Source organism: Agrobacterium larrymoorei (genome assembly GCF_037722385.1).
Classification (GTDB): Bacteria; Pseudomonadota; Alphaproteobacteria; order Rhizobiales; family Rhizobiaceae; genus Agrobacterium; species Agrobacterium larrymoorei_C.
Genome location: NZ_JBBKAQ010000001.1, coordinates 750,666 through 772,884 on the forward strand (window position 1 = coordinate 750,666; position 22,219 = coordinate 772,884).

Consider the following 22,219-nt stretch of genomic DNA (forward strand, 5'->3'; position numbering starts at 1 on the left):
AACTTGCTACAAGCCGACCAGACGTTCGGCGGTGAATTTGTCGGTGACTAGAACATCGATGACGCCGGTTCTAAGAGCGCCGGCAATGGCCTCAGTTTTCTTTGCCCCACCCGCCAACGCGATCACACGGTCGACATTGGCGAGGTTTTCCAGGGGTAATCCGATGACCCGGTCGTCCAGCGGCGTTTTGACCGGAGTGCCCTCCTTGTCGAAGAAACGCAGCGAAATATCGCCAACGGCGCCCGCTTGCGACAGGTCTGCCAGTTCCTTGTCGGAAAATATGTTGCCGGAGCGCGCAAGGAGTTCTGACGGCTCGACTGCGCCGACGCCGACGATTGCAAGCGTGATCGAGCCGAAGAGATCGATCGTATCGCGCACGAAAGGATCTGACAGCATCAAGAGCTTCGCTTCGCGAGAGCTTGCTACACCCGGGACAGCCAGAAGCTTCGGGTCGGCTTCCGTTAGCCGTGCAAGGCGAGTGGTAATCTGCGTTGCGTGGGTCTGTACCGATGGATCGCCCATGCCGCCAAGTGTCTGGACAATGTATTTGGCCTTCGCACCTTTCAACGGATGGATATTTTCGACCATTTTGAAAATGGTCTGGCTCCAACTGGACACGCCGATGATTTCATTTTGTGAAAGGGTGACTTCGAGAAAATGCGCTGCCGCTTCGCCGATCCTCGCCATGATCGCCCCGTCACGGTCCTCGCTGCAATCCACGACGATGACTTCGGGCAATTCGAAACGTTCTCGAAGCTTTGTTTCCAGCTCACTGAAAGTTCCGACAGGCGGGATGATGCTGGTGCGCACAATGCCTTCCGCCTCGGCGCGCTTCAACATGCGTGAAACAGTCGCCTGCGACAAGTGAAGATGTTCGGCAATCTCGGCCTGGCGCTTGTGCTCGCTATAATACATCTGCGCGACACGCGAGATCAGACGAAGTTCGTTTATCCTACCCATGGCACCCCCAATGAATTTTTATTCACTTGTAGCGGACGGGATTCTCAAGGTCGAGCGGGCAATGGCATCCTTCCACGTGGCGAGGTTGTCATTTTTGTTGGAAGTGACCGGGGTAATCTTTGTGCCGCTGGCATTGAGGCTGGCGACCGTCTGGAGGTCAGGCCACATACCGAGGGCAAGTCCTGCGAGGTAGGCGGCACCCAGGGCAGAGGCTTCCGGCGCATCGCGCTGAATAATGGGATGATCCAGCATATCGGCCACGCATTGCATCAGAAAGCGGCTCTGGCTCGGACCGCCATCAACGAACAGACGGCCGAAACCTGTCGGAGACTGTGCACCCATTGCGGCGAAGACGTCGTGGACCTGAAAAGCGATGGAATCGGTTACCGCGCGCGCCATTTGTGCGCGGCTTGTGGAAAAATTGATCTGGGAAAACAGGGCGCGGCAATCGGAATCCCAGTAAGGTGCGCCGAGGCCGACAAAGGCGGGCACGAAACCAGGGCCGCCCGGAGCGGCCGTCGAGGCCAGTTCCACCAGTGCGGCGACATCCGGTAGCCCGAGGATCTCGACCATCCATGGTAGCGAGGAGGCGGAGACCAGAATATTGCCCTCGAATGCGAATGTGGGCTTGCCGCCAAGCCGCCACGCAACAGTCGTGGTAATGCCTCGCTCCGGCGCGATGAAGTGCGGCAAGGTCGTCATGACTGAGGAGCCCGTACCGAAGGTCACTTTGCCGTCACCGGGATCAAATGCGCCGTGGCCAAAGAGTGCAGCATGGCTGTCTCCGATCGCCGCCAGAATAGGCGTCCCGTCCTTAATGCCGGGCACGCTTTTGGTGACCCCAAAATCTCCACTGCTATCGCGAACGTCTGGGAGAGCATCCATATCGATGCCGAAAAGCGTGCAGAGCTCAGCACTCCAGACCTGTCGGTTGAGATCAAGGGCCTGGCTGCGAGCTGCGTTCGAGGCGTCGCAGGCGTGAACTTGGCCGCCGGTCAAGCAGTTGATCAACCAGCTATCAATCGTGCCAAGCCTGACCTTGCGGCCTTTGGGCGCGCGGTCCAGCAGCCATCGCATTTTCGCGCCGGGAAACATCGGGTCGATGGGCAGGCCCGTCAGCGTCATGACACATTCGGCATGGCCACTCTGGATGAGGTCTGCGCACGTGGGCGCGGTGCGGCGGCACTGCCAACTCAAGACCGGTCCAAGTGGCTCACCTGTCTCGGCGTCCCAGACTGTCACGGATTCGCGTTGATTGGAGATAGCGATAGCCTCGACGCAAACAGGCTCCGGCGCGGCTTTGAGGCAGATATCAATGGCCTCTAAAACGGAAGACCAGATGCGTTTCGGGTCTTGCTCCACCCAGCCCGGCTGTGGATAAGCAATACCGACGGGGCACGAGCCTCTGGCAAGAATCTTTCCGTCTTCCGAAACCAGGATGGCTTTGGAGTTTGTCGTACCCTGATCGACGGACAAAATGGCGCGCATCGCTGTGCTTTCTTCCCGGCGGAAATTCATGACGCGTGATACTAGCCGGGATTTTCAGGCAATCTAAGCGCCACGCAGGTGAAGGCAGGATGCCGCCCACGCCATTAACGAGACGTGAGCGGCAGGGAGGAGACTTATTTTCTCTTGATCAGCGCCTCAGCGGCTTCGGCAATTGCATGTGGCGCCATCCCGAACTCATCGAGCAGCCATTCAGCAGGGCCCGTATGGGCAAAGACACCGGGAACGCCGAGGCGTTTCATGGGAACCGGTGCCTGCTCCACAACCACTTCGGCGATGGCCGAACCCAGCCCCCCATAGATCGAGTGTTCTTCCGCCGTCAGGATCGCGCCTGTTTGTGTTGCCGCCGCGACGATCGCCGCTTCATCGATCGGTCGCACGGTTGCCATGTTCAACACGCGCGCTTTGATGCCTCGTGCTGCCAGGATGTCTGCGGCCTTGACCATGCGGTGGGTCAAGGTGCCGTTCGCGATCAAAGTCAAATCCGTGCCGTCGCGCAGGAGATTGGCTTTGCCGAGTTCGAAGACATGCCCTTCCGGCAGCAGATCCGGCACGCCGACACGCGAAAGGCGCAGGAAGCAAGGGCCCGCATACTCAGCAGCCCATTTCACTGCGGCGGCAGTTTCGATGCGATCGCAAGGCGCAATCACCGGCAGATTCGGCAAAACACGCGTCCACGCAAAATCCTCGATGGAGTGGTGGGTCGGTCCAAGCTCGCCGTAAGCCATGCCCGACGAAATGCCGACAAGTTTCACATTGGCATTGGAATAGGCAAGGTCTGCCTTGATCTGCTCCAGAGCGCGGCCTGTCAAGAAGCAGGACGCGCCGCAGACGAAGGGCAACTGGCCGCCATTTGCAAGACCAGCACCGACGCCGACCATGTTCTGTTCGGCAATGCCGACATTGATCAGACGTTCTGGAAACTTTGCCTTGAAGCCGCCGAGCTTTGACGAGCCGACCGAGTCATTGCACACGGCGACAACGCGCGCGTCGTTGGCGGCAAGCATCTCAATTGTCTCGGCGAAGGCATCGCGGCAGTCATAGAGTTTGGGGGCAGATACTGGCGCGTTCATTATAGTGCCTCCGAAAGTTCTCTGACGGCGATGTCGTATTGTTCTTTGCTCGGCACCTTGTGGTGCCAATCCACCTTGTCCTGCATGAAGGATATGCCATGACCCTTGTTGGTATGGGCCACGATGCAGTGCGGGCGATCGCTACGGTGTTCGAGTGCGGGAACGACCTCACCCATCTCGTTACCGTTGATTTCAGAGACGTCCCACCCGAATGCTTCCAGCTTGGGTCGAAGCGGGGCAATATCGTTGGTGTCAGAGAGTGCCGCACCCTGCTGGAAGCGATTGTGATCGATGATCAACGTCAGATTATCGAGACCAAACTGGGCGCCAGCCATGATCGCTTCCCAGTTGGAGCCTTCCTGCATCTCGCCGTCGCCCGTCATCACATAGGTGTGGTAATCGGCACCAGAAAGCTTGGCAGCTTTGGCCATTCCGACCGCGACCGGTAGGCCATGACCAAGTGGCCCAGTGTTGGTCTCGACGCCCGGCACCTTATTGCAGTTGGGATGGCCGTTCAGGCGTGAATTTGGCTGCAGGAAGGTTGAGATTTCATCTTCCGGAATAAAGCCGCGCTTGGCGAGCGTGACATAAAGCGCGCAGGCCGTATGTCCCTTTGATAGGACGAAGCGGTCGCGCGCCGGGTTCTTCGGATCATCCGGCCAAATGCGCAGGACGCGGAAATACAGTGCCGTCATGATATCGATGGCAGACATTTCGCCACCCACATGACCTGCACCGGCTTCGAAAACGGCTTGCACATCGCGCAGGCGGATCTGGCGCGCTACGCGCTCTAGTTCTTTCGGCTCCATGAATTCCTCATCAAGATGCACGCATGAATATTTATACAGATGGCTATATAATTGCATAAGAGGCCAAAGTGTCAAGTTGCAAAAACAGAAGGCGCGCAAATTTCATTTAGCCGGATGCCTGTATCGACGCTATTGACAAGCATCCAAAAACTGAATTATGAATTTTACGCCGACTGTGAATATTTATTCTTATCGGTTTAAAAGTTCTGACGAATGACCAGTGGGAGGAGCCATGACCGTGTTGGAGCGCAAGGACGCGAACGTCCAGATCAAAAATCCGCTCGCCTGGCTGAGTGGCGCCACGGGACCTCTCGTCGGTCTGCTGCTTCTATGTGTGTTTCTCTCTTTCGCCAGCGATAATTTCCTGTCGCTGCGCAACGGCTTGAACATCCTCGATCAAATCACCGTTCTTGGCATCATGGCTGTCGGCATGACATTCGTCATTCTGCTCGGCGGCATCGATCTGTCGGTAGGATCGGTTCTTGCCCTGTCGATGATGATCATGGGATGGACGGCAAATGTGGCCGGGATGCCGATGGGAGCCGCCATCGTGCTGGCTTTGCTGGCATCTGGCGTTTGCGGGCTTGTTGTCGGCATACTCGTAACCGTGTTTCGCGTGCCCGCATTCATCGCCACGCTTGCCATGATGTCGGTTGCGCGTGGTCTTGCCAACATGATCACCGACGGCCAGCAGATCGTTGGTTTTCCTGATTGGTTCATGATGCTCGCGATTGATCGGCATTTCGGCGTGCTGACCGCGACCGTGCTTCTGATGCTGGTTGTCGTCGCCGTTTCCTGGGCATTTTTGCGCTATCGTGCCGAAGGTCGCACTGTCTATGCCGTCGGCGGCAATGCCGAAGTGGCACGCCTGGCAGGCATCAATGTTCAACTAGTGACTATCGGCGTCTATGTCGTTTGCGCCGTTCTCGCAGGTCTTGCCGGTATCGTTCTCGCCGCGCGCCTTGACTCCGTGCAGCCGTCCAGCGGCTTCGGATACGAACTTGATACGATTGCAGCGGTCGTCATTGGCGGCACATCCCTTTCAGGCGGCGCCGGCGGCATCGGCGGCACGCTTATCGGCGTCCTCATCATCGGCGTACTGCGCAACGGCCTCAACCTTCTCAACGTCTCGCCTTTCCTTCAGCAGGTCATCATCGGTGTCGTCATCGTTCTGGCCGTCGGTGCAGAGACCCTGCGCCGTAGAAGAGGCTGACCTTCAAGTTCAGGCGGGGATCAACTCCGCCCTCAACAGACCATCTCCCTTCCTGGAGGGAGAGGAAACCGGCCCGAGGGGAGGAGGCAAAGTCTCCCGAAAGCCATCACCAAAACCGGAGGAAAACAACATGAAACTGTCTCGTATTCTGCTTGCGTCCGCAGCACTTGCCCTCTCACTCGGTCCCGCCAATGCTGCCGAAGTTAAGAAAATCGGCCTTGCTGTCGCAAATCTTCAGGCAAACTTCTTCAACCAGATCAAGCAGTCGGTGGAAGCAGAAGCCAAGACGCGCGGCATCACAGTCGTGACAGTTGACGCCAAGGGTGATGGCCCGACGCAGGTCAACCAGATCCAGGACCTTCTGACCCAGAACATCGATGCGCTGATCTACATCCCTGCCGGTGCTGCTGCCGCGACCGTTCCGGTAAAGCTTGCAAAGGCGGCCGGCGTGCCGGTCATCAACGTTGACCGCAATGCAGACGGTGCGCCCGGCGATACGTTCCTGGCGACTGATTCTGTCGCATCTGCAAAGTCGGTCTGCGACTACATCATCAAGCAGGCTGGCGTTAAGGGCAAGATGGTCATCATTCACGGCCAGAAAGGCACGACGCCTGAAGTGGATCGCACCAAGGGCTGCATGGAATCCGTCAAGGCGAACCCAGATGTGAAAGTCGTTGCTGAGCAGTGGTCGAACATGTGGAGCCAGGACGAAGGCTTCCAGATCATGCAGAACATGCTCCAGGCCAACCCGGATGTCTCCATCGTCTTCGCTCAGGCTGACGGTCTGGCACTTGGCGCAGCGCAGGCCATCAAGGTCGCCAATCCATCGCAGAAGATTGTTGTTGGCGGTTTTGACGGCGACACCGCAGCCCTCGAAGCTCTGAAGAACGGCGTCTTCAATGCAACGGCTACCCAGCAGACGCAGAAGATGGGCCGCACGGCTGTCGAGATGGCCGTGAAGATTGTCGGCGGCGAGAAGGTCCCACCAGTTCAGCTGATGGACGCGACCCTGACCACCAAGGAAAATGTCGACGGCTTTATCGCCAACCATCCTTGATTACACTGGGGTGCCGCCTATCGGCGGCACCCCATCTCTTTGAACCGGACATGGCGCTTTGCGACCATCCGGTTGTCTCGATTGCAAGTTTTGGGAGGTCCCCAGCATGCGTGAGCCGGTTCTTTCGCTGCGTGGCATCAGCAAACGCTACGGTCCGCTTGAGGTCTTGAAGAATGTCGATCTCGACGTCTATGCCGGCGAGGTCGTCGCACTCCTGGGCGAGAACGGCGCGGGTAAATCGACCCTATCTGGCATCATCGCCGGATCGCGCGAACCATCGCAAGGCACTATGACCTGGCTCGGCCAACCCTATGCCCCTGCTTCGCCCCGTGAGGCGATCGACAAGGGCGTCGTGCTGATACACCAGGAACTGAAGCTTCTGCCTGAGCTCTCCATTGCGGAGAATGTTTTCATCGGGCGCTGGCCGATGAGAAATGGCAAGGTCGACCGTGCCGAGATGGTGCGTCGCGCGCAGGAGCAGCTGGCCCGCCTTAATCTCCACATTCCCGCCTCCCGCAAGGTCGCAGGCCTTTCCACCGCAAACCAGCAGCTCATCGAGATCGCCAAGGCGCTGGCACTGGATGCGAAGCTCCTCATCCTCGACGAGCCGACGGCGGCTCTTGGCGGAGCGGAAACGCAGGCGCTGTTCGAACAGGTCCGAAAGCTGCGCGCCGAAGGCGTCGGCATCATCTACATTTCTCACCGCATGGAGGAGATCCGACAGATCACCGACCGGATTGTCGTCTTGCGTGATGGAGAACGGGTCAACGAATTCGCCGATAGTGCGACGCCCGTCCGCACGGTCGTGGAGAGCATGGTCGGCCGTTCGCTGGAACGCATGTTTCCAACGCTCCCCGATGCAAGCGATAAGGTCGTGCTTGAGGTGAAAGGTTTGACAGGCGTCAACAACGCCTTTCGCAATGTTAGCTTCGATGTGCGTGCCGGGGAAATTCTTGGTATTGCAGGTCTCATCGGCGCGGGCCGGACCGAATTGGTGCGGGCAATTGCCGGTGCGGATGCCACCTCGCAGGGACAGATTCTTCTCGATGGCAAACCGCTCAACCTCAAATCACCGTCGGATGCCATCGATCATGGCATCGTCATGGTGCCGGAGGATCGCAAGCTTCAAGGCTTGGTGGTCGAGCATGAAATCGGCGAAAACATTATCTACGCCAATCTCGACTTGCTCGGAACGCGTTGGGTCACACCAGGGCTCAAGCGCCGCTTCGCAAATGCCGCCATTTCGAAGTTTGGCGTCAAGGGCAAAGGCGAACAGCCGGCGTCGGATCTTTCCGGCGGTAATCAGCAAAAGGTCGTTATCGCCAAGTGGCTCGCGCGCAACCCGCGCGTGGTCGTGCTGGATGAGCCAACCCGTGGCATCGATGTCGGCGCACGCGCTGGCATTTACGACATCATCGTCGATCTGGCGAAACAGGGCGTAGCGGTGATCGTGGTCAGCTCCGATCTTGAGGAAGTTCTCGGCGTTTCCAGCCGCATCCTCGTTCTTGCCCAAGGAAATCAGGCCGGTATTCTCAACCGTGACGAAGCCAACGATGTGTCCGTCATGGAACTGGCGACAATTTGAAAAAGGAAACCTGCATGTCCACGATCACGCTCAACGCGCCCAAGCTTTTCGATCTTTCCGGTCAGGTGGCCCTCGTCACGGGTGCGGGTTCTGGTATCGGCCAGCGCATCGCCATGGGTTTGGCACAGGCCGGCGCCGATGTCGCGTTGCTCGACCGCCGCACAGACGACGGCCTTGCACAAACGGCTGACTTCATTGCAAAGGCCGGTCGCAAGTCTGTTCAGATTGCCGCAGATGTCACCAGCAAGCAGGCGCTGGCAGACGCCGTAGCCAAAACCGAGGCGGATCTCGGGGCGCTATCGCTTGCCGTCAACGCTGCAGGCATCGCTAATGCCAATCCTGCCGAGGAAATGGACGAAAGCCAGTTCCAGACGATGATGGATATCAACCTGAAGGGCGTTTTCCTTTCCTGCCAGGCTGAGGCCCAAGCCATGCTGAAGCACGGACGCGGCTCGATCGTCAACATAGCGTCCATGTCCGGTGTGATCGTCAATCGCGGGCTGATGCAGTGCCACTATAACGCCTCCAAGGCGGGCGTCATCCACATGTCGAAATCCATGGCGATGGAGTGGGTTGGACGCGGGCTGCGCGTCAACACGATCTCTCCCGGCTATACGGCGACGCCGATGAATACGCGTCCCGAAATGGTCCACCAAACAAAACTGTTTGAAGAGCAGACGCCGATGCAGCGCATGGCCAATGTCGATGAAATGGTTGGGCCGGCCATCTTCCTGCTGTCTGATGCAGCAAGCTTCGTGACCGGCGTCGATCTTCTGGTCGATGGCGGGTTCTGCTGCTGGTAACGGGCAGTCTTAAATTCAGATTACACAATGAAAATGCGCCCAACGGGGCGCATTTTGCATTGGTGATCTCACGCCTCAAGCAACCTGCTTGCGCTCTTCGCCTTGTCGGGCATTCACATATTCGACCAGATCCTTGATCGTCACGAGCAAAAGACCGTGCCGTTCGGCAAACACCTCGAGATCCGGCAGTCGAGCCATGGTGCCATCGTCATTGGCAACTTCGCAGATGGTGCCGGAGGGTGCCTTTCCTGCGAGTCGGCAGAGATCCACGGCGGCTTCCGTGTGGCCGGCGCGGCCGAGAACGCCTTTCGGATTGGCACGCAACGGAAAGATGTGTCCAGGCCGAGCAAAATCTTCCGGCTTCGTCTCCTTGGTGACCAGCGCCTGCACGGTCTTGGCACGGTCCTGTGCGGAGATGCCGGTGGTAGTGCCAGGAATGTAATCCACCGATACGGTGAAAGCGGTCTTGTGGAACTCCGTATTGCGCGGAACCATCAAAGGAAGCTCCAACTCGTCCAGTCGCTCGCCTTCCATGGCAACACAGATGAGACCACGAGCGTGGTTCATCATGAATGCGATCTGGCCGGGAGTGATGGTCTCCGAAGCGGCGATGATATCGCCTTCGTTTTCACGATCCTCATCATCCACCACGATGACCATGTCACCGCGAGAGATAGCTGCGATCGCATCTTCAATTTTAGAAATCGTCATGTCTTGCCTTTCAAGGGTTATGCCGTTTCCGGCACTTTCGCGTTTGGTCAAACGCCAAATTTCCCTTGGGCGAACAACGTAATTAGGCCCCACTGGATGCGGGTCCTCTTTACCTTGTTCTCTTCCATCCGGACTATACCGTCGGCTCCGGCATCGCACCGGATCTGCTGACCTTCCGGAGACCGGAAGCGCTCGCGGGCTCCGGGATAAATCCCGATACCGCCGGTGGGGAATTGCGCCCCGCCCTGAGAACAAGACAATCATACGGCAAGCAGGAGCGGTATTTCAAGCTGGAAATAATGCATTGATTGGAGGCGATATCGGATAGTTAGATTGCCGCGGCTCTGCGAACAGCTTGAGTTCGTTATCTTCCACTCCCGTCCCTTCAGTTCAGAAGTTTCGTCCTTGTACGGTAGCGAAGGAGATCCGGCGAGGAGCATCTCTCCCCATCCACGGCACGGCCCCTTCACAGGGTGGAACCCGTCGCAACGGCACTTCCCAATAGTCCCCAGGACTGCATGAGAGATCTCAATGCATCTTTGTCAGCAGCATCGAGGACTGGAAGACCTGGCGCACGGACCGGTCCGACATGAAAGCCCTGCATGGCAACGGCTTCCTTCACCACCGTCACGTTGGCACCATTGCGATGTTTTGTTCTCAGCCGTTCGAACAACTCGATCCGCTCGACAACGGAACGGGCAGCGGCAAAATCGCCAGCTGCGAGCGCCGCATGCACCTGTAGCGAAAACTCTGGGGCAACATTGACCAGCCCGGATGTGAAACCCCTCGCGCCCACAGCGGCGAAGGCGGGCGCCCAGCTTTCTGCCAGTCCGCAGACATAAAGCGCGCCGTTTGGGTCGGACGCGGCAATTGCGCGGGACAGCAGCATCACGTCGGTCGTCGCAAACTTTATACCGGCGATATTGGGATGAGCGGCAAGGCGCGTCATATCGTCAACGCTGAACCCGTCAGCCCGCACATAGGCGACAAGCGGGAGTTCGCTTGCGTCTGCAAGCCCGCGGAAATAGTCGATCTGGGACTGGGGTGCAGCGAAAGGATCCACGGGCTGATGCGACATCACCGCCGAGGCACCCATGGATTTTGCTTTCCGTGCCATGGCAACAGCCTCGCGCTGAGACCTGCCGATGGCAGCCGTTACCGGCGCGACGCCTTCCACACCTGCGATGGCGGCCTCATAGACCTTCAGAATTTCATCGGTCGTCAAGGCGTAGAACTCGCCGGTGTTGCCCGCAGCGACGATATTGTGGATACCGGCGCGCGCAACACGGCCGTAAATCGTGGCGGTCACCTGTGCATCGATCTCACCATCTGTGCCGTAGGCAGTAATCGGTACGCCTGATACGCCGTGCAATCGGTCGCGCATGTCGAAGCGGTTCATGTCAGAAATCTCCAGAAGAAAAGGATGTGCGGCTAAAGCGCGAAACGGTGGACGGGAGCGCCCGCGACGGGCGCCTCGAAGGCAATGAGAGTGCCGGGTGTCTTCGCTATCCCTTCCCCGGTTGTCAGGCTGGTGACATAGAGCGTCTTGAGATCCGGTCCGCCGAAACAAGGCATGGTGGGACCGGCGAAAGGCATCCGGTAGATTTCGACGATCTGGCCTTCAGGGGAGATCCTATTCAAGCGGCCGCCCTGCACGCCGGCACTCCAATAGTAGCCTTCGCTATCGATCGCAGCACCATCCGGCCTGCCCTCGCCTGGAGCGAAATCGTGGAGACGCTCTGCAGCTCCGATTGCACCATCGGCAGGATCGAAATCAAACGCTTGGAGCATAAGGCCGCTACTATCGGAGTGATACATGCGCCGGCCGTCGGGGCTCCAGGCCAAACCATTGGACGTCAACAATCCCCCATCAATCAGGCATGTGTAGCTGCGGTCGGGTGAGACGCGATAGAGCCTGGCATTGCCGGTCTGAGGGACGGCCTCGTCTCGTGTTCCCACCCAGAAATGGCCGTCCGGCCCGACCTTACCGTCATTGAGGCGGCTGTCCGGCCTGCCTTCGTCAGGGTCGCAGAAGCATTCAAGCTGACCTGTTGCCGGATCAAGGAGATGAACGCCGGTCTGCAGTCCGACAAGCACCATGCCGTTTTCGCAAAGACCAAGGCAACCAACCGCCGCTGGCATGTCGAAACGATCGAGACCTCCGTCTGCTCTCAGCCGAAAAGCTGCCGGCGCGAGAATATCCACGAACCAGAGCGCGGCGGTTCGCTCGTCCCAAACGGGCGATTCTCCGACCGAAAGCGGAGTGTCGATGAGCGAGCGAATTTTCGGTTCGAAAATCCTTGGTGACGTCATGCTTTCTTCCTCTCCCCCGGAACTGCCTAACAAGACAAAGCTCCGCCTTAGCGTGTGGCTTCGAACCGCACACATTCATATTGTTCCATCCGGGCTTATCGTCGTCCCGGCGATTTCTTCTTAACGTCCCACACCCTGGAACATGCGGGCACGCGCCATCAGGATGTGGTTCTTCATCGCATCATGAGCGGCCTGTTCGTTGCGTGCGAAAATAGCCTCGACGATCGCCGTATGCTCCGCCTGCACGTCACGCACGTGATGCGGAGGCCTCTTCAAACTCAGACTTCTGGTGACCGACTGGCCGATCGAAAAGTGAGGCCTGAACAGCGTTCGGACGGTCGCGTGATATTGGTTGCCGCTCGCAATAGCGATTGCCTCGTGCAGCGCGAAATCTTCATCGGCACCAAGGTCTCCCCGCTCCAGACAGTTCTCCAGGGCCAATATTGCATCGGAAATGCGATTACGATCGACCGGCTGCCAGTTGCGAGCTGCAAGCTCGGCCGCCGATGCCTCCAGGCCCGCCCGAAACTCAAAGAAACGCTGTACATCAGCCAGAGAGCCCACCGGCACCTGCTGCAAAATCGAGCTATCTGGCCTTTGTCGGACATAAGAGCCAGACCCTTTGCGCGATACGATCAGATCATCATTGCGAAGCCGCTCCAGCGCTTCGCGCACGACTGGACGTGACGCACCGAAAAGAGTGGCTAGGTTTTGTTCGGAGGGCAGTCTTTCATTGATCGGAAAACGCCCATCCGAGATCATCGATACGATTTTCTCATAGATGATATCGCTGAAGCGCGTATCGCTTCTCGCTGACGTTGTCGCGACCGGACCATCCATTAACGCCCCTTTTCCTTTCTCCACTCTTCAAACTCAGCCTGTGCTTCCGGATCCGGCGGATAAAGCCCGAAGATGCCTCGGCCGGCCCGAACCTTCTCCTCGACAAAGTCCTCAAACACAGTCTGCTCGACCGCTTCGTCCGCCACCTCTTCGGCGATGGCAGATGGGATGACGACTACGCCTTCGTCATCACCCACCAGAATATCGCCGGGATAAACTGCGACATCGCCGCAGCCGATGGGCTGATTAATGTCCAGCGCGTGATGGCGGATCAGGTTGGTAGGAGCCGAAGGTGACGCGTGATAGGCGGCAAATGGCAGGTTGGCAATATCAGGCGTGTCTCGAAAGCCCCCGTCCGTCACGACGCCTGCCGCGCCACGCTGCCATAGTCGGGTCATAAGGATCCCTCCCGCCGAGGCGGCGGAAGAATCCTTGCGGCTATCCATCACCAGGACGTGGCCGGGCGGGCATTCTTCTATGGCGCGCCGCTGCGGATGGCTTCTGTCCGTGAAGACGCCGACATGATCGAGGTCCTCGCGTGCGGGAATATAGCGCAATGTAAAAGCAGGGCCGACCAGTCGTGGAGCTGCCTTGTTGATCTTGTGGATGCCGCGAATGAAAACGTTCCGTAATCCACGCTTCAGAAGGATGGTGGTGAGCGTCGCGGTGGAAACGTTCCTCAGTTTCTCGCGCGTTTCTTCCTTGAAATCCATGTTCTCCCCCAAACCACACAGCCTGCCGCGACGCGCCAAGATTGGGCGAACCATAAAAAAGTTGTAATAATCTGTCAATACTTGTAATCATCTGAAAACCGATTATGGTGCCTCCATCCGATGAGGAGATCGGACAATTCGGTCGGGGAGGCCGTGGCCGGCATGTCGCTCTGCGTGGCGCCGGTATCATCTTTGGGAGGGATTTCGGAATGCGCGAGAAGCAAGGATTTTCGCACGGCGTAACGCGTCGTACGTTTTTGGCGGGTGTGGGCGGGGCCGTCGCTCTCTCAGTTGCTGGCGGCGTTGCCAGGGCAGCAAGTAACGGGGAAGCGCCGCAACTTGCAGCCCTGGTCAAAGACGGAAAGCTGCCACCGCTGAAAGATCGACTGCCCGAAAACCCTCTCGTCGTTACTCCGCATGAAAAGATTGGCACCTATGGCGGCACCTTGCGACGTGGCCTTCGCGGCTCCTCGGACCATAACGGCATTCTGCGCATGGTCGGCAACCAAGGTCTCGTGCGCTGGAACCTGGAATTCACCGAAGTCCTGCCAAACCTGGCCGAAAAATGGGAGATCAATCCCGACGCATCGGAGTTCACCTTCTATCTGCGTAAGGGAGCCAAATGGTCGGACGGTCATCCCTTCACGGCCGATGACGTGGTCTTTGCAATCGAAGACGTGGTGAAGAACAAGGAGCTTTATGGCTCCACACCGGCCCAGGTCTCCATCGGCGGGAAAGCCGTGGATGTGACCAAGATCGACGACTACACCGTCAAGTTCAAGTTTGCGGCGCCAAACGCGCTCTATCTTGAAAACCTGGCGACACCTCTGGGACAGCACCCGACCTTGTTTGCCAAGCACTATTGCAGCAAATTCCTGCCGAAATACAACACCGGCATCGAAGCCGAGGCCAAGGCGGCAGGTGCAGCCAGCTGGACCGAATTCTTCCGCAGCAAATGCGGCGATATCGAAATTCCATCTCGTTGGTCGAATGTGGACAAGCCCACGCTTGATCCTTGGGTCGTGAAGGAACCTTATTCTGGCGGCGCGACGCGTGTTGTGATGACCCGCAACCCATACTTCTGGCAGGTCGATACCGAGGGCAACCAGTTGCCTTATGTGGATGAGGTCAACTTCGGCATTTCCCAGGATGTCGAGTCGCTGATGCTGAACGTCATCTCCGGCAAGATCGACATTCAGGAACGCCATATCAGCACGCTGGCCAATAAGCCCACCCTTTCGGAAAACGCAAAAAAGGGCGACTACCGCTTGATGACGCTGGTGCCCTCTGCAGCGCAGCAGTGCCAGATTTATCTCAACATCACCCACAAAGATCCGGCGATGCGAAAGATGTTCGCCGACAGGTCCTTCCGACAAGCGCTGTCGCTCGGGCTCAATCGTCAGGAAATTATCGATATCGTCTATTTCGGTCAGAGCGAAGGATACCAGACAGGGCCTCGTCCTACTCATCCGTGGTACCACGAGAAGCTTGCACGCCAGCTGACCGAGTATGATCAGGATAAAGCCAATGCCATGCTGGACAAGGCTGGCTACGACAAGAAGAACGACAATGGCATCAGGCTTCGCCCTGACGGTCAGCCTGTTTTCTTCGCCATCGATGTCATCCCGACGCTCTATCCGGATCTTGTCGATACGCTTGAACTGGTAAAGGCTCAATGGGCGCAGATCGGCGTGGATATCAAGGTCAACACCATCGAGCGCGCGCTCTACTATACGCGTGGAGATGACAACGCCCATGATGCGGCTGTCTGGCCCGGCCCCGGCGGCCTCGACCCGATGCTCGATCCGCGCGACTTCTTCGCATTCCATCCGCAGGGCTCGCGCTACGCCATACCGTGGGCGCTGTGGTACACGTCGAACGGACAGAAGGGTCAGGAGCCGCCTGAAAGCCAGAAGAAGCGTTTCAAGCTTTTCGACGAAGCCCGCTCGACTGCCGACCTGCAAAAGCGCGGCGAGAAGATGAAAGAAATCTTCGATATCGCAGCGGACGAGTTTGAGACGATCGGTGTCTGCCTGGCTGTCGGCGGTTTCGGCATCATTCGCAACAATCTGCGCAACGTTCCGGAAACGGAACCCGACAGCTGGACGTGGCCGAACCCCGGCCCTGCCCTGCCCCAGCAGTTCTTCTTCACCAGCTAAGGCAAGACTACCCAAGCCCATGAAGCGTGAGACGCTGATCTGACAGGTCGCAATCGCTTCACGCGAACGATGGACGGTGCCGCATCTTGAAAATGCGGCACCCCTTTGATCCGCCACCCGCCGTCCTTTCGACGAAGATCAATCGGTCGGAAAGCGTCAGCCGTGGCCCTGCTTGCGAGAGACTTATGCTAGCCTTCATCGTTAAACGCCTTTTATGGATGATCCCATCGCTCTTTGCGGTAAGCTTCCTCGCCTTCGTCCTGATCCAGCTGCCGCCGGGCGACTATGTAACGACCTACGTCGCAACGCTCGCATCCTCCAATGAGGTGGTAGATCAGAATACTGCTGCACTGCTACGCGAACGTTTCGGTCTCGATCAGCCGATGATCGTGCAATATCTCAAGTGGGTGTGGGGCATCGTCACCCGCGGCGATTTCGGCATCTCCTTTGAATGGCAACAGCCGGTATCCGGTCTGATCTGGGAACGCATGGCGCTGACGCTCGTGCTCGCCATTGCAAGCCTTCTGGCCACTTGGGCGATTGCGCTTCCCATCGGCGTCTATTCTGCGGTCAAAAAATACTCGATTGGCGACTATTTCTTCACCGCCTTCAGCTTCTTCGGTCTCTCGATACCCTCTTTCCTACTGGCGCTCGTGCTGATGTATGTCGCGGCCGTGGAGTTCGGGCAGGATGTCGGCGGCTTGTTCTCGCACGAATATCAGGCCGCGCCCTGGAGCATTGGCAAGATGATAGACCTGATGCAGCATATCTGGCTGCCGGTCATCATTCTTGCGGTCTCCTCGACTGCAAGCCTCATCCGCGTCATGCGGGCCAACATGCTGGACGAACTGCCCAAGCCCTATGTCACCACCGCTCGTGCCAAGGGTCTCTCGGAGTTCCGTCTGCTGACGAAATACCCCCTTCGTATCGCGCTCAACCCGTTCATCTCTACCATCGCCTGGCTCTTGCCGAACCTGATCTCAGGCTCCGTTGTCGTCGCGATCGTTTTGAACCTCCCGACAGCCGCGCCTTTGCTGCTTCAGGCGCTGATGGCGCAGGACATGTATCTCGCCGGTGCCTTCGTCCTTCTGATCTGCGCACTGACGCTGATCGGCTCCTTGATCAGCGACATTCTGCTGGCCCTCGTCGACCCCCGAATCCGCCTCGAATAGGAGCGCGCCCATGACCGATATCGCTATCACCGCTGGTCGCGCCGATCGCGCCGCCGTCGCCTCGCAATGGCAGCTCATCTGGTGGGCCTTCAAGCGGCACAAGCTCGCCATGGCTTCACTCTTCATAACCATTGCGATGTACACGGTGGCACTCGTGCCGGGTTTCTTCGCGGTCAACGATCCCGTCCTGCAAAATGCGCGTGCAACGTTCCATCCGCCTCAACGCGTTCATCTTTTCGATACGTCGAACGGCTTTGAGATCGGACCCTATTACTATCCGATGAAGCTGACCCGTGATCCGAACACGCTTGCAGCCATTTTCACGGAAGACACCACCAAGAAGGTGCCGTTGCAATTTTTCGGCCGCGGTTACGAATACAACGTGCTGGGACTGTTCTCCTCCAACATTCATCTGCTAGCCTCCACCGACAAGAACCGGCCGCTTTTCATCTTTGGCGCTGATCGTCTGGGACGCGATGTGTTTAGCCGAGTGGTCCAAGGCGCGCAGGTTTCGCTGTCGATCGGCCTCGTCGGCGTCGCTCTGTCGCTTTTGCTCGGCGTCGTACTCGGCGGTATCTCCGGCTATTACGGGGGGCGCATCGACTTCGTGATGCAGCGCGTCATCGACTTCGTGCTGTCGCTGCCGACAATCCCGATCTGGCTGGCGCTTGCCGCGGCCCTTCCGCAAAACTGGCCGGCGACGATGCAGTACATGATGATCACCGTCATCCTGTCGCTTACCGGTTGGGCGCAGCTCGCTCGCGTGGTGCGTGGCCGCTTCCTCTCCCTTCGAACGGAAGAGTTCGTTTCCGCCGCGCGCCTGGATGGCGTGCCAGAACGGCGCATCATTTTTCGCCACATGCTTCCAAGCTTTTCCAGCCATATCATTGCATCGGTCACGCTTGCCGTACCGGCAATGATCCTCGCAGAAACCTCGCTGTCTTTCCTTGGTCTTGGCCTGCAGCCGCCAACGATATCCTGGGGCGTCCTTCTGCGTGAAGCACAGAATATCCGCTCTATCGCCACTGCCCCATGGCTCTTCCTACCCGGTGTGGCTGTCGTCATTGCGGTCATGGCGCTCAACCTTCTGGGTGACGGCCTGCGCGACGCCGCCGATCCGTACAACAAGTGAGATCACCGATGACAGACATCCCGAACATCGCGCCGCGCAAGCCGCTCCTCGACGTCAGGAATCTCGTCACTGAGTTTCCTCTGCGAACCGGCGTCTTCAAAGCCGTCAATGATATCTCCTTCTCCATCGAACCCGGCAAGACACTTTGCGTGGTGGGCGAGAGCGGCTCCGGCAAGTCGGTGACCGCACGCTCCATTCTTCAGATCGTCGATGCCCCCGGTCACATCGCGTCGGGATCTATTCTTCTCAGCCGTGCCGATGGTGCAGTAGTCGATCTCGCCAAGCTTGATCCGCGCGGCAAGGCGATACGCTCCGTGCGCGGCGCCGACATCGCCATGATTTTTCAAGAACCGATGTCCTCACTCTCGCCGGTCCACACGGTCGGCGACCAGATCATGGAAGCGTTGCGGCTGCACCTGAAGATGAGCAAAGCCCAAGCGCGCGTCGAAGCAATCTCGCTGCTGCGGCAAGTGGAAATTCCAAACCCCGAGACTGCCATCGACAAATACGCTTTCCAGTATTCGGGCGGCATGCGCCAGCGCGCTATGATTGCCATGGCGCTCGCTTGTAAACCGCGCCTCCTGATCGCCGATGAGCCAACGACCGCTCTCGACGTGACGACGCAAGCGGAAATCCTTGATCTCATCGCCAGGCTGCAGAAGGCCAACGGTATGGCGGTGCTGTTCATCACCCATGATATGGGCGTGGTGGCGCAGATCGCCGACGATGTGCTTGTCATGCATCATGGCGTCGTCAAGGAATACGGCCCTGTGGAGCAGATCTTCCACGAGCCGCGCGATCCCTATACCAAAATGTTGATTGGCTCGGTGCTGAAGCTGGAGCAGAAGGCGGAAATTCGGCTGAAGCGCCCGCCACTCGATACCACCGCGCTACCGCTTCTCGAAATACGCGACCTGACGATGCACTTCGGCGCGATGAAGGCCCTGGACGGCGTGTCGATCAAACTGCTGCCTGGCGAGACGCTTGGCATTGTCGGTGAAAGTGGCTCGGGCAAGACGACGATGGGGCGCTCCATCATGCGGCTTTACGACCCGACATCCGGCGAGATGCTGTACCGAAAGGCCGATGGCCGCGTTATCGATCTTGCAAAAATCGAAGGTGAGGAACTGAAAGCCGCGCGCCGGGAGCTGCGCATGGTGTTCCAGGATCCTTTCGGATCTCTCAACCCCCGCATGACAGTTGCTCAGATCATTGGCGAGCCGCTCCTCGTCAACGGGATAGCTAAAGGCCGTGAGCTGGACGAACGGGTCTGTACGCTGATGGAGCAGGTCGGACTTGATCCAAACGGTCGCGAGCGCTACCCGCACGCCTTTTCCGGCGGGCAACGTCAGCGCATCGGCATCGCACGTGCGATCACCCTCAAACCACGCATCATCGTTGCCGATGAAGCCACCTCTGCCCTCGACGTGTCGGTGCGCTTCCAGGTCCTCGATCTGTTGATGCGGATCCAAGACGAGCTTGGCCTCGCCTACATCTTCATCAGCCATGACATCGGCGTCATCCGCTACATGTGCGACAGGGTCGGCGTCATGTATCGCGGCAAGCTGGTGGAAGTCGGCGACGCAGAGAAGATCTGCAACGCGCCCGATCACCCTTATACGCAAGCGCTGCTTTCAGCCATCCCGCGCCCAGATCCGAGAGATCGAGACCGCTCGCGGCGGTTCCGTTACACCGAGCCTGCAGCTGATATCGCCCCTGCCCTCGTTGCGACCAAGAATGGGAGTGTACAACGATGAAGATCACCGCGATCCGCACCTTTCTCATGCATGCCGGGCAGCCGGATCCCTCCAAATGGGCGTCGGACGGCCATGCCAGCCATATCACCGATCACAAGTTGGAGGGCACTCGCAACTGGCTGTTCATCAAAATCGAGACCGATGAAGGGATAACCGGCCTTGGAGAATGCTCCGGCTGGCCGCGCGTCATCGAAACGGCAATCAAAGATCTGGCGCCCATCCTCATCGGCGAAGATGCGATGCATATCGAAAAGCTGTGGCAGAAAATGGCGATTGCCATGATGGGTCACGGAATGTTGGGCACGGTTGGCGCTGGCGCCATGACGGGTGTCGACATGGCTTTGTGGGACATCAAGGGCAAGGCGCTTGGCGTTCCCGTCTGGATGCTGCTGGGTGGCAAGCTTAGAGACCGCATTCCCATCTACTCGCATGCCAATACGGTGGAGCGTGCGCTGGCCGTTAAGGCCCGCGGCATCAAGGCGATCAAATGCGGCGGGGTGTCCAGCCCGGTCAAGAAGGTCGCGATGCTTCGCGAGGCAGTCGGCGACGAAATGGACATCGCCATCGACCTGCACGGTCCACCGTGGATGACGCCTGCGGATGCGTGCCGTCTGGTGCGGGCGCTTGAGCCTTACGAGCTGATGTGGGTGGAAGACCCGATCGCGCCAGATAACGTTACCGGATATCGCCGCATCCGCGACGCCGCCCATATACCGCTCGCCTCTGGCGAACGAACGGCAACGATCTTCGGAGAGCGGCAGCTGATCGAGGAGGAACTCGTCGATATCATTCAGCCGGACACCGGACGCGCGGGCGGCATTACGCAGATGAAGAAAATCGCTGCGATGGCCGAGGCGCACCACATCCAGATGGCGCCGCATTCGGGTTCGCTGGGTCCGGTTGCCGAATATGCGGCATTGCATGTTCTTGCATCGATACCGAACGCATTGATCCTGGAACGGATCGACGACGATTGGGAGGGGCGCTTCAAGACCATCCTGCCGCACCCCGTTCAGTCTGATGGCTTCCTGACGGTACCGGATGCACCCGGGCTTGGCTGCGACATCGATGAAGAGTTCGTCGCTCGCTTTCCAAGCGAAGGCAACCTCTCCATCCCCGTGCAGGAAAATGCTAATTCCTACAATCCTGGCACCTATGGCGAAAGGCTCTACGTGCAGACACGCATTGCACGGCGTCAATATTTCAAAGCGTAAGGACGAGACGAAAATGAAGATTGATCGGATGCGGGTGTTCGTCACCCGCGACAAGGACAGGCCCCGCGTCATCGTTGCACTCGACACGGACGACGGCCTGACGGGCTGGGGCGAGTGCTATAACCACGGACCTGATCTCGCCTTGCCACCCATCCTCGATTATCTCTACGGCTTCATCGCCGGTCAGGACCCCACGCGGGTGGAGTATCTCTATAACCTCATGCTGCAGCAAAACCGGTTCCCTCCCGGCGCGCTCGGTCTGTCTGCCATTTCGGGCCTTGATCATTGCCTTTGGGATCTCGCGGCGAAGGCCGCCGGTGTGCCCGTCTACAAGCTCCTCGGTGGCGAAGTGCGTGACCGGATCAAGGTCTATGCCGGCGTTTACACCGCGCCCGACGTTCCGGCAGCCAAAGAGGAACTTGACGGGCTAAATTCTGAATGGGGCTTCACCGCCTTCAAGCTCAGCCCATGGCGGATCGACATGCACAGCCATCGCTGGGGTGAGGTCGTGCGCAGCTCCGCCGAGTATTTCCGCTCGCTACGCGAAACCGTCCGTTCCGACTACGAAATCGCCTTCGACGCGCATGCGAAGATTTTCGAGCCAGCAGCAGCGCGTCAGCTAGGAAACGCGTTGGCACCATACGATCCTCTTTTCTACGAGGAGCCGCTACGTCCTGAAAACATCGAGATGTATGGCGATCTGAAACAGGGGCTGAACTGCACCCTTGCCACTGGCGAAAGCTTGTACAATCGCAACGAATTCCTTCGCCTTTTGCAGGTCAAGGGCGCCGATTTGATCCAGCCGGATATCTGCGTTGTCGGAGGCATCTCGGAAATGCGCCGAATTGCCACCTTGGCAGAAGCCCATTTCGTCGGCATCGCCCCGCATAACCCGATGGGACCGCTCGCGACCGCCGTCAATGTGCATTTCTCCGCTGCCCAGCAGAACTTCAAAATCCTCGAATATCGTCTTCCAAAGGGACAAGGATACATCTACGGCGGAACCGAGGTCCACAAGCAGGAGGAGACGACACGCTATGTCGTTGATCCGTACCTGCCAAAGGACGGCTATCTCGAACTTCGCCCCGAAAGACCGGGCTGGGGCGTCGAAATGGATGAAAAGGCCATGCAGGAAGACGGTTACATCCATTGGCAGCGGCGCGTTCCCAAGCGTCCCGACGGATCCTATGCCTTTGCCTGAT

General features: G+C 58.3%; 19 protein-coding genes and 1 riboswitch. Of the genes, 10 read left to right on the forward strand and 9 right to left on the reverse strand.

Annotated elements, in window-relative coordinates:
- Window positions 1-6: 6 nt before the first annotated feature.
- The 4 genes from WKI41_RS03330 to WKI41_RS03345 all read right to left on the reverse strand — a co-directional run bounded on the left by WKI41_RS03330 (window position 7) and on the right by WKI41_RS03345 (window position 4,348).
- Window positions 7-960, reverse strand: a complete 954-nt coding sequence (locus tag WKI41_RS03330) for a sugar-binding transcriptional regulator (RefSeq protein WP_340192074.1) — start codon at window positions 958-960, stop codon at window positions 7-9.
- Between the two features lie 18 nt (window positions 961-978).
- Window positions 979-2,448 (reverse strand): FGGY family carbohydrate kinase, encoded by a 1,470-nt coding sequence (locus tag WKI41_RS03335; RefSeq protein WP_340192075.1) that lies wholly within the window; start codon window positions 2,446-2,448, stop codon window positions 979-981.
- 134 nt (window positions 2,449-2,582) lie between these two features.
- Window positions 2,583-3,539, reverse strand: coding sequence for a transketolase family protein (locus WKI41_RS03340; protein WP_113325934.1), 957 nt, complete (start codon window positions 3,537-3,539; stop codon window positions 2,583-2,585).
- Window positions 3,539-4,348, reverse strand: coding sequence for a transketolase (locus tag WKI41_RS03345; RefSeq protein WP_340192076.1), 810 nt, complete (start codon window positions 4,346-4,348; stop codon window positions 3,539-3,541). Before WKI41_RS03345 ends, WKI41_RS03340 begins: the two co-directional genes overlap by 1 nt.
- A gap of 232 nt (window positions 4,349-4,580) precedes the next feature.
- On the opposite strand from WKI41_RS03345, the gene WKI41_RS03350 reads away from it, so the two are divergent.
- From WKI41_RS03350 to WKI41_RS03365, 4 genes are all read left to right on the forward strand, one after another.
- Window positions 4,581-5,561, forward strand: coding sequence for an ABC transporter permease (locus tag WKI41_RS03350; RefSeq protein ID WP_296105176.1), 981 nt, complete (start codon window positions 4,581-4,583; stop codon window positions 5,559-5,561).
- 130 nt (window positions 5,562-5,691) lie between these two features.
- Complete coding sequence (locus WKI41_RS03355; RefSeq protein ID WP_340192077.1) at window positions 5,692-6,618, forward strand: sugar ABC transporter substrate-binding protein; 927 nt, start codon at window positions 5,692-5,694, stop codon at window positions 6,616-6,618.
- A 106-nt stretch (window positions 6,619-6,724) separates the two neighbouring features.
- Window positions 6,725-8,203, forward strand: coding sequence for a sugar ABC transporter ATP-binding protein (locus WKI41_RS03360; RefSeq protein WP_296105179.1), 1,479 nt, complete (start codon window positions 6,725-6,727; stop codon window positions 8,201-8,203).
- A gap of 14 nt (window positions 8,204-8,217) precedes the next feature.
- Window positions 8,218-9,006, forward strand: coding sequence for an SDR family oxidoreductase (locus WKI41_RS03365; protein WP_296105181.1), 789 nt, complete (start codon window positions 8,218-8,220; stop codon window positions 9,004-9,006).
- A 75-nt stretch (window positions 9,007-9,081) separates the two neighbouring features.
- Here WKI41_RS03365 and ribB read toward each other — a convergent pair whose 3' ends face one another.
- The 5 genes from ribB to WKI41_RS03390 form a co-directional block, all read right to left on the reverse strand.
- Window positions 9,082-9,717, reverse strand: coding sequence for a 3,4-dihydroxy-2-butanone-4-phosphate synthase (gene ribB, locus WKI41_RS03370; RefSeq protein WP_340192078.1), 636 nt, complete (start codon window positions 9,715-9,717; stop codon window positions 9,082-9,084).
- A 112-nt stretch (window positions 9,718-9,829) separates the two neighbouring features.
- Window positions 9,830-9,974, reverse strand: a riboswitch (FMN riboswitch).
- 209 nt (window positions 9,975-10,183) lie between these two features.
- On the reverse strand, window positions 10,184-11,116 hold the full coding sequence (locus WKI41_RS03375; protein ID WP_340192079.1) for a dihydrodipicolinate synthase family protein: 933 nt from the start codon (window positions 11,114-11,116) through the stop codon (window positions 10,184-10,186).
- A 32-nt stretch (window positions 11,117-11,148) separates the two neighbouring features.
- Window positions 11,149-12,030: an SMP-30/gluconolactonase/LRE family protein gene (locus tag WKI41_RS03380; protein WP_340192080.1), complete on the reverse strand. Its 882-nt coding sequence runs from the start codon at window positions 12,028-12,030 to the stop codon at window positions 11,149-11,151.
- 120 nt (window positions 12,031-12,150) lie between these two features.
- Window positions 12,151-12,870 (reverse strand): FadR/GntR family transcriptional regulator, encoded by a 720-nt coding sequence (locus tag WKI41_RS03385; protein ID WP_296077470.1) that lies wholly within the window; start codon window positions 12,868-12,870, stop codon window positions 12,151-12,153.
- On the reverse strand, window positions 12,870-13,583 hold the full coding sequence (locus WKI41_RS03390; protein WP_340192081.1) for a ribonuclease activity regulator RraA: 714 nt from the start codon (window positions 13,581-13,583) through the stop codon (window positions 12,870-12,872). The genes WKI41_RS03385 and WKI41_RS03390 overlap by 1 nt, the downstream gene beginning before the upstream one ends.
- Before the next feature lie 209 nt (window positions 13,584-13,792).
- Here WKI41_RS03390 and WKI41_RS03395 point away from each other — a divergent pair, with 209 nt between their 5' ends.
- The 6 genes from WKI41_RS03395 (at window position 13,793) to WKI41_RS03420 (ending at window position 22,218) form a co-directional block, all read left to right on the forward strand.
- The gene (locus WKI41_RS03395) at window positions 13,793-15,742 is read left to right on the forward strand and encodes an ABC transporter substrate-binding protein (RefSeq protein ID WP_340192083.1); all 1,950 of its coding nucleotides are present in this window, start codon (window positions 13,793-13,795) and stop codon (window positions 15,740-15,742) included.
- Between the two features lie 185 nt (window positions 15,743-15,927).
- The gene (locus tag WKI41_RS03400; RefSeq protein WP_296077472.1) at window positions 15,928-16,914 is read left to right on the forward strand and encodes an ABC transporter permease; all 987 of its coding nucleotides are present in this window, start codon (window positions 15,928-15,930) and stop codon (window positions 16,912-16,914) included.
- A 10-nt stretch (window positions 16,915-16,924) separates the two neighbouring features.
- A complete protein-coding gene (locus tag WKI41_RS03405; protein ID WP_340192085.1) occupies window positions 16,925-18,046 on the forward strand; it encodes an ABC transporter permease in 1,122 nt (373 codons plus the stop codon).
- A gap of 8 nt (window positions 18,047-18,054) precedes the next feature.
- Window positions 18,055-19,803 (forward strand): dipeptide ABC transporter ATP-binding protein, encoded by a 1,749-nt coding sequence (locus WKI41_RS03410; protein WP_340192086.1) that lies wholly within the window; start codon window positions 18,055-18,057, stop codon window positions 19,801-19,803.
- Complete coding sequence (locus WKI41_RS03415; protein WP_340192087.1) at window positions 19,800-21,017, forward strand: mandelate racemase/muconate lactonizing enzyme family protein; 1,218 nt, start codon at window positions 19,800-19,802, stop codon at window positions 21,015-21,017. The genes WKI41_RS03410 and WKI41_RS03415 overlap by 4 nt, the downstream gene beginning before the upstream one ends.
- Before the next feature lie 13 nt (window positions 21,018-21,030).
- Window positions 21,031-22,218, forward strand: coding sequence for a galactarate dehydratase (locus tag WKI41_RS03420; RefSeq protein WP_340192088.1), 1,188 nt, complete (start codon window positions 21,031-21,033; stop codon window positions 22,216-22,218).
- The last annotated feature ends 1 nt before the right edge of the window (window position 22,219 follow it).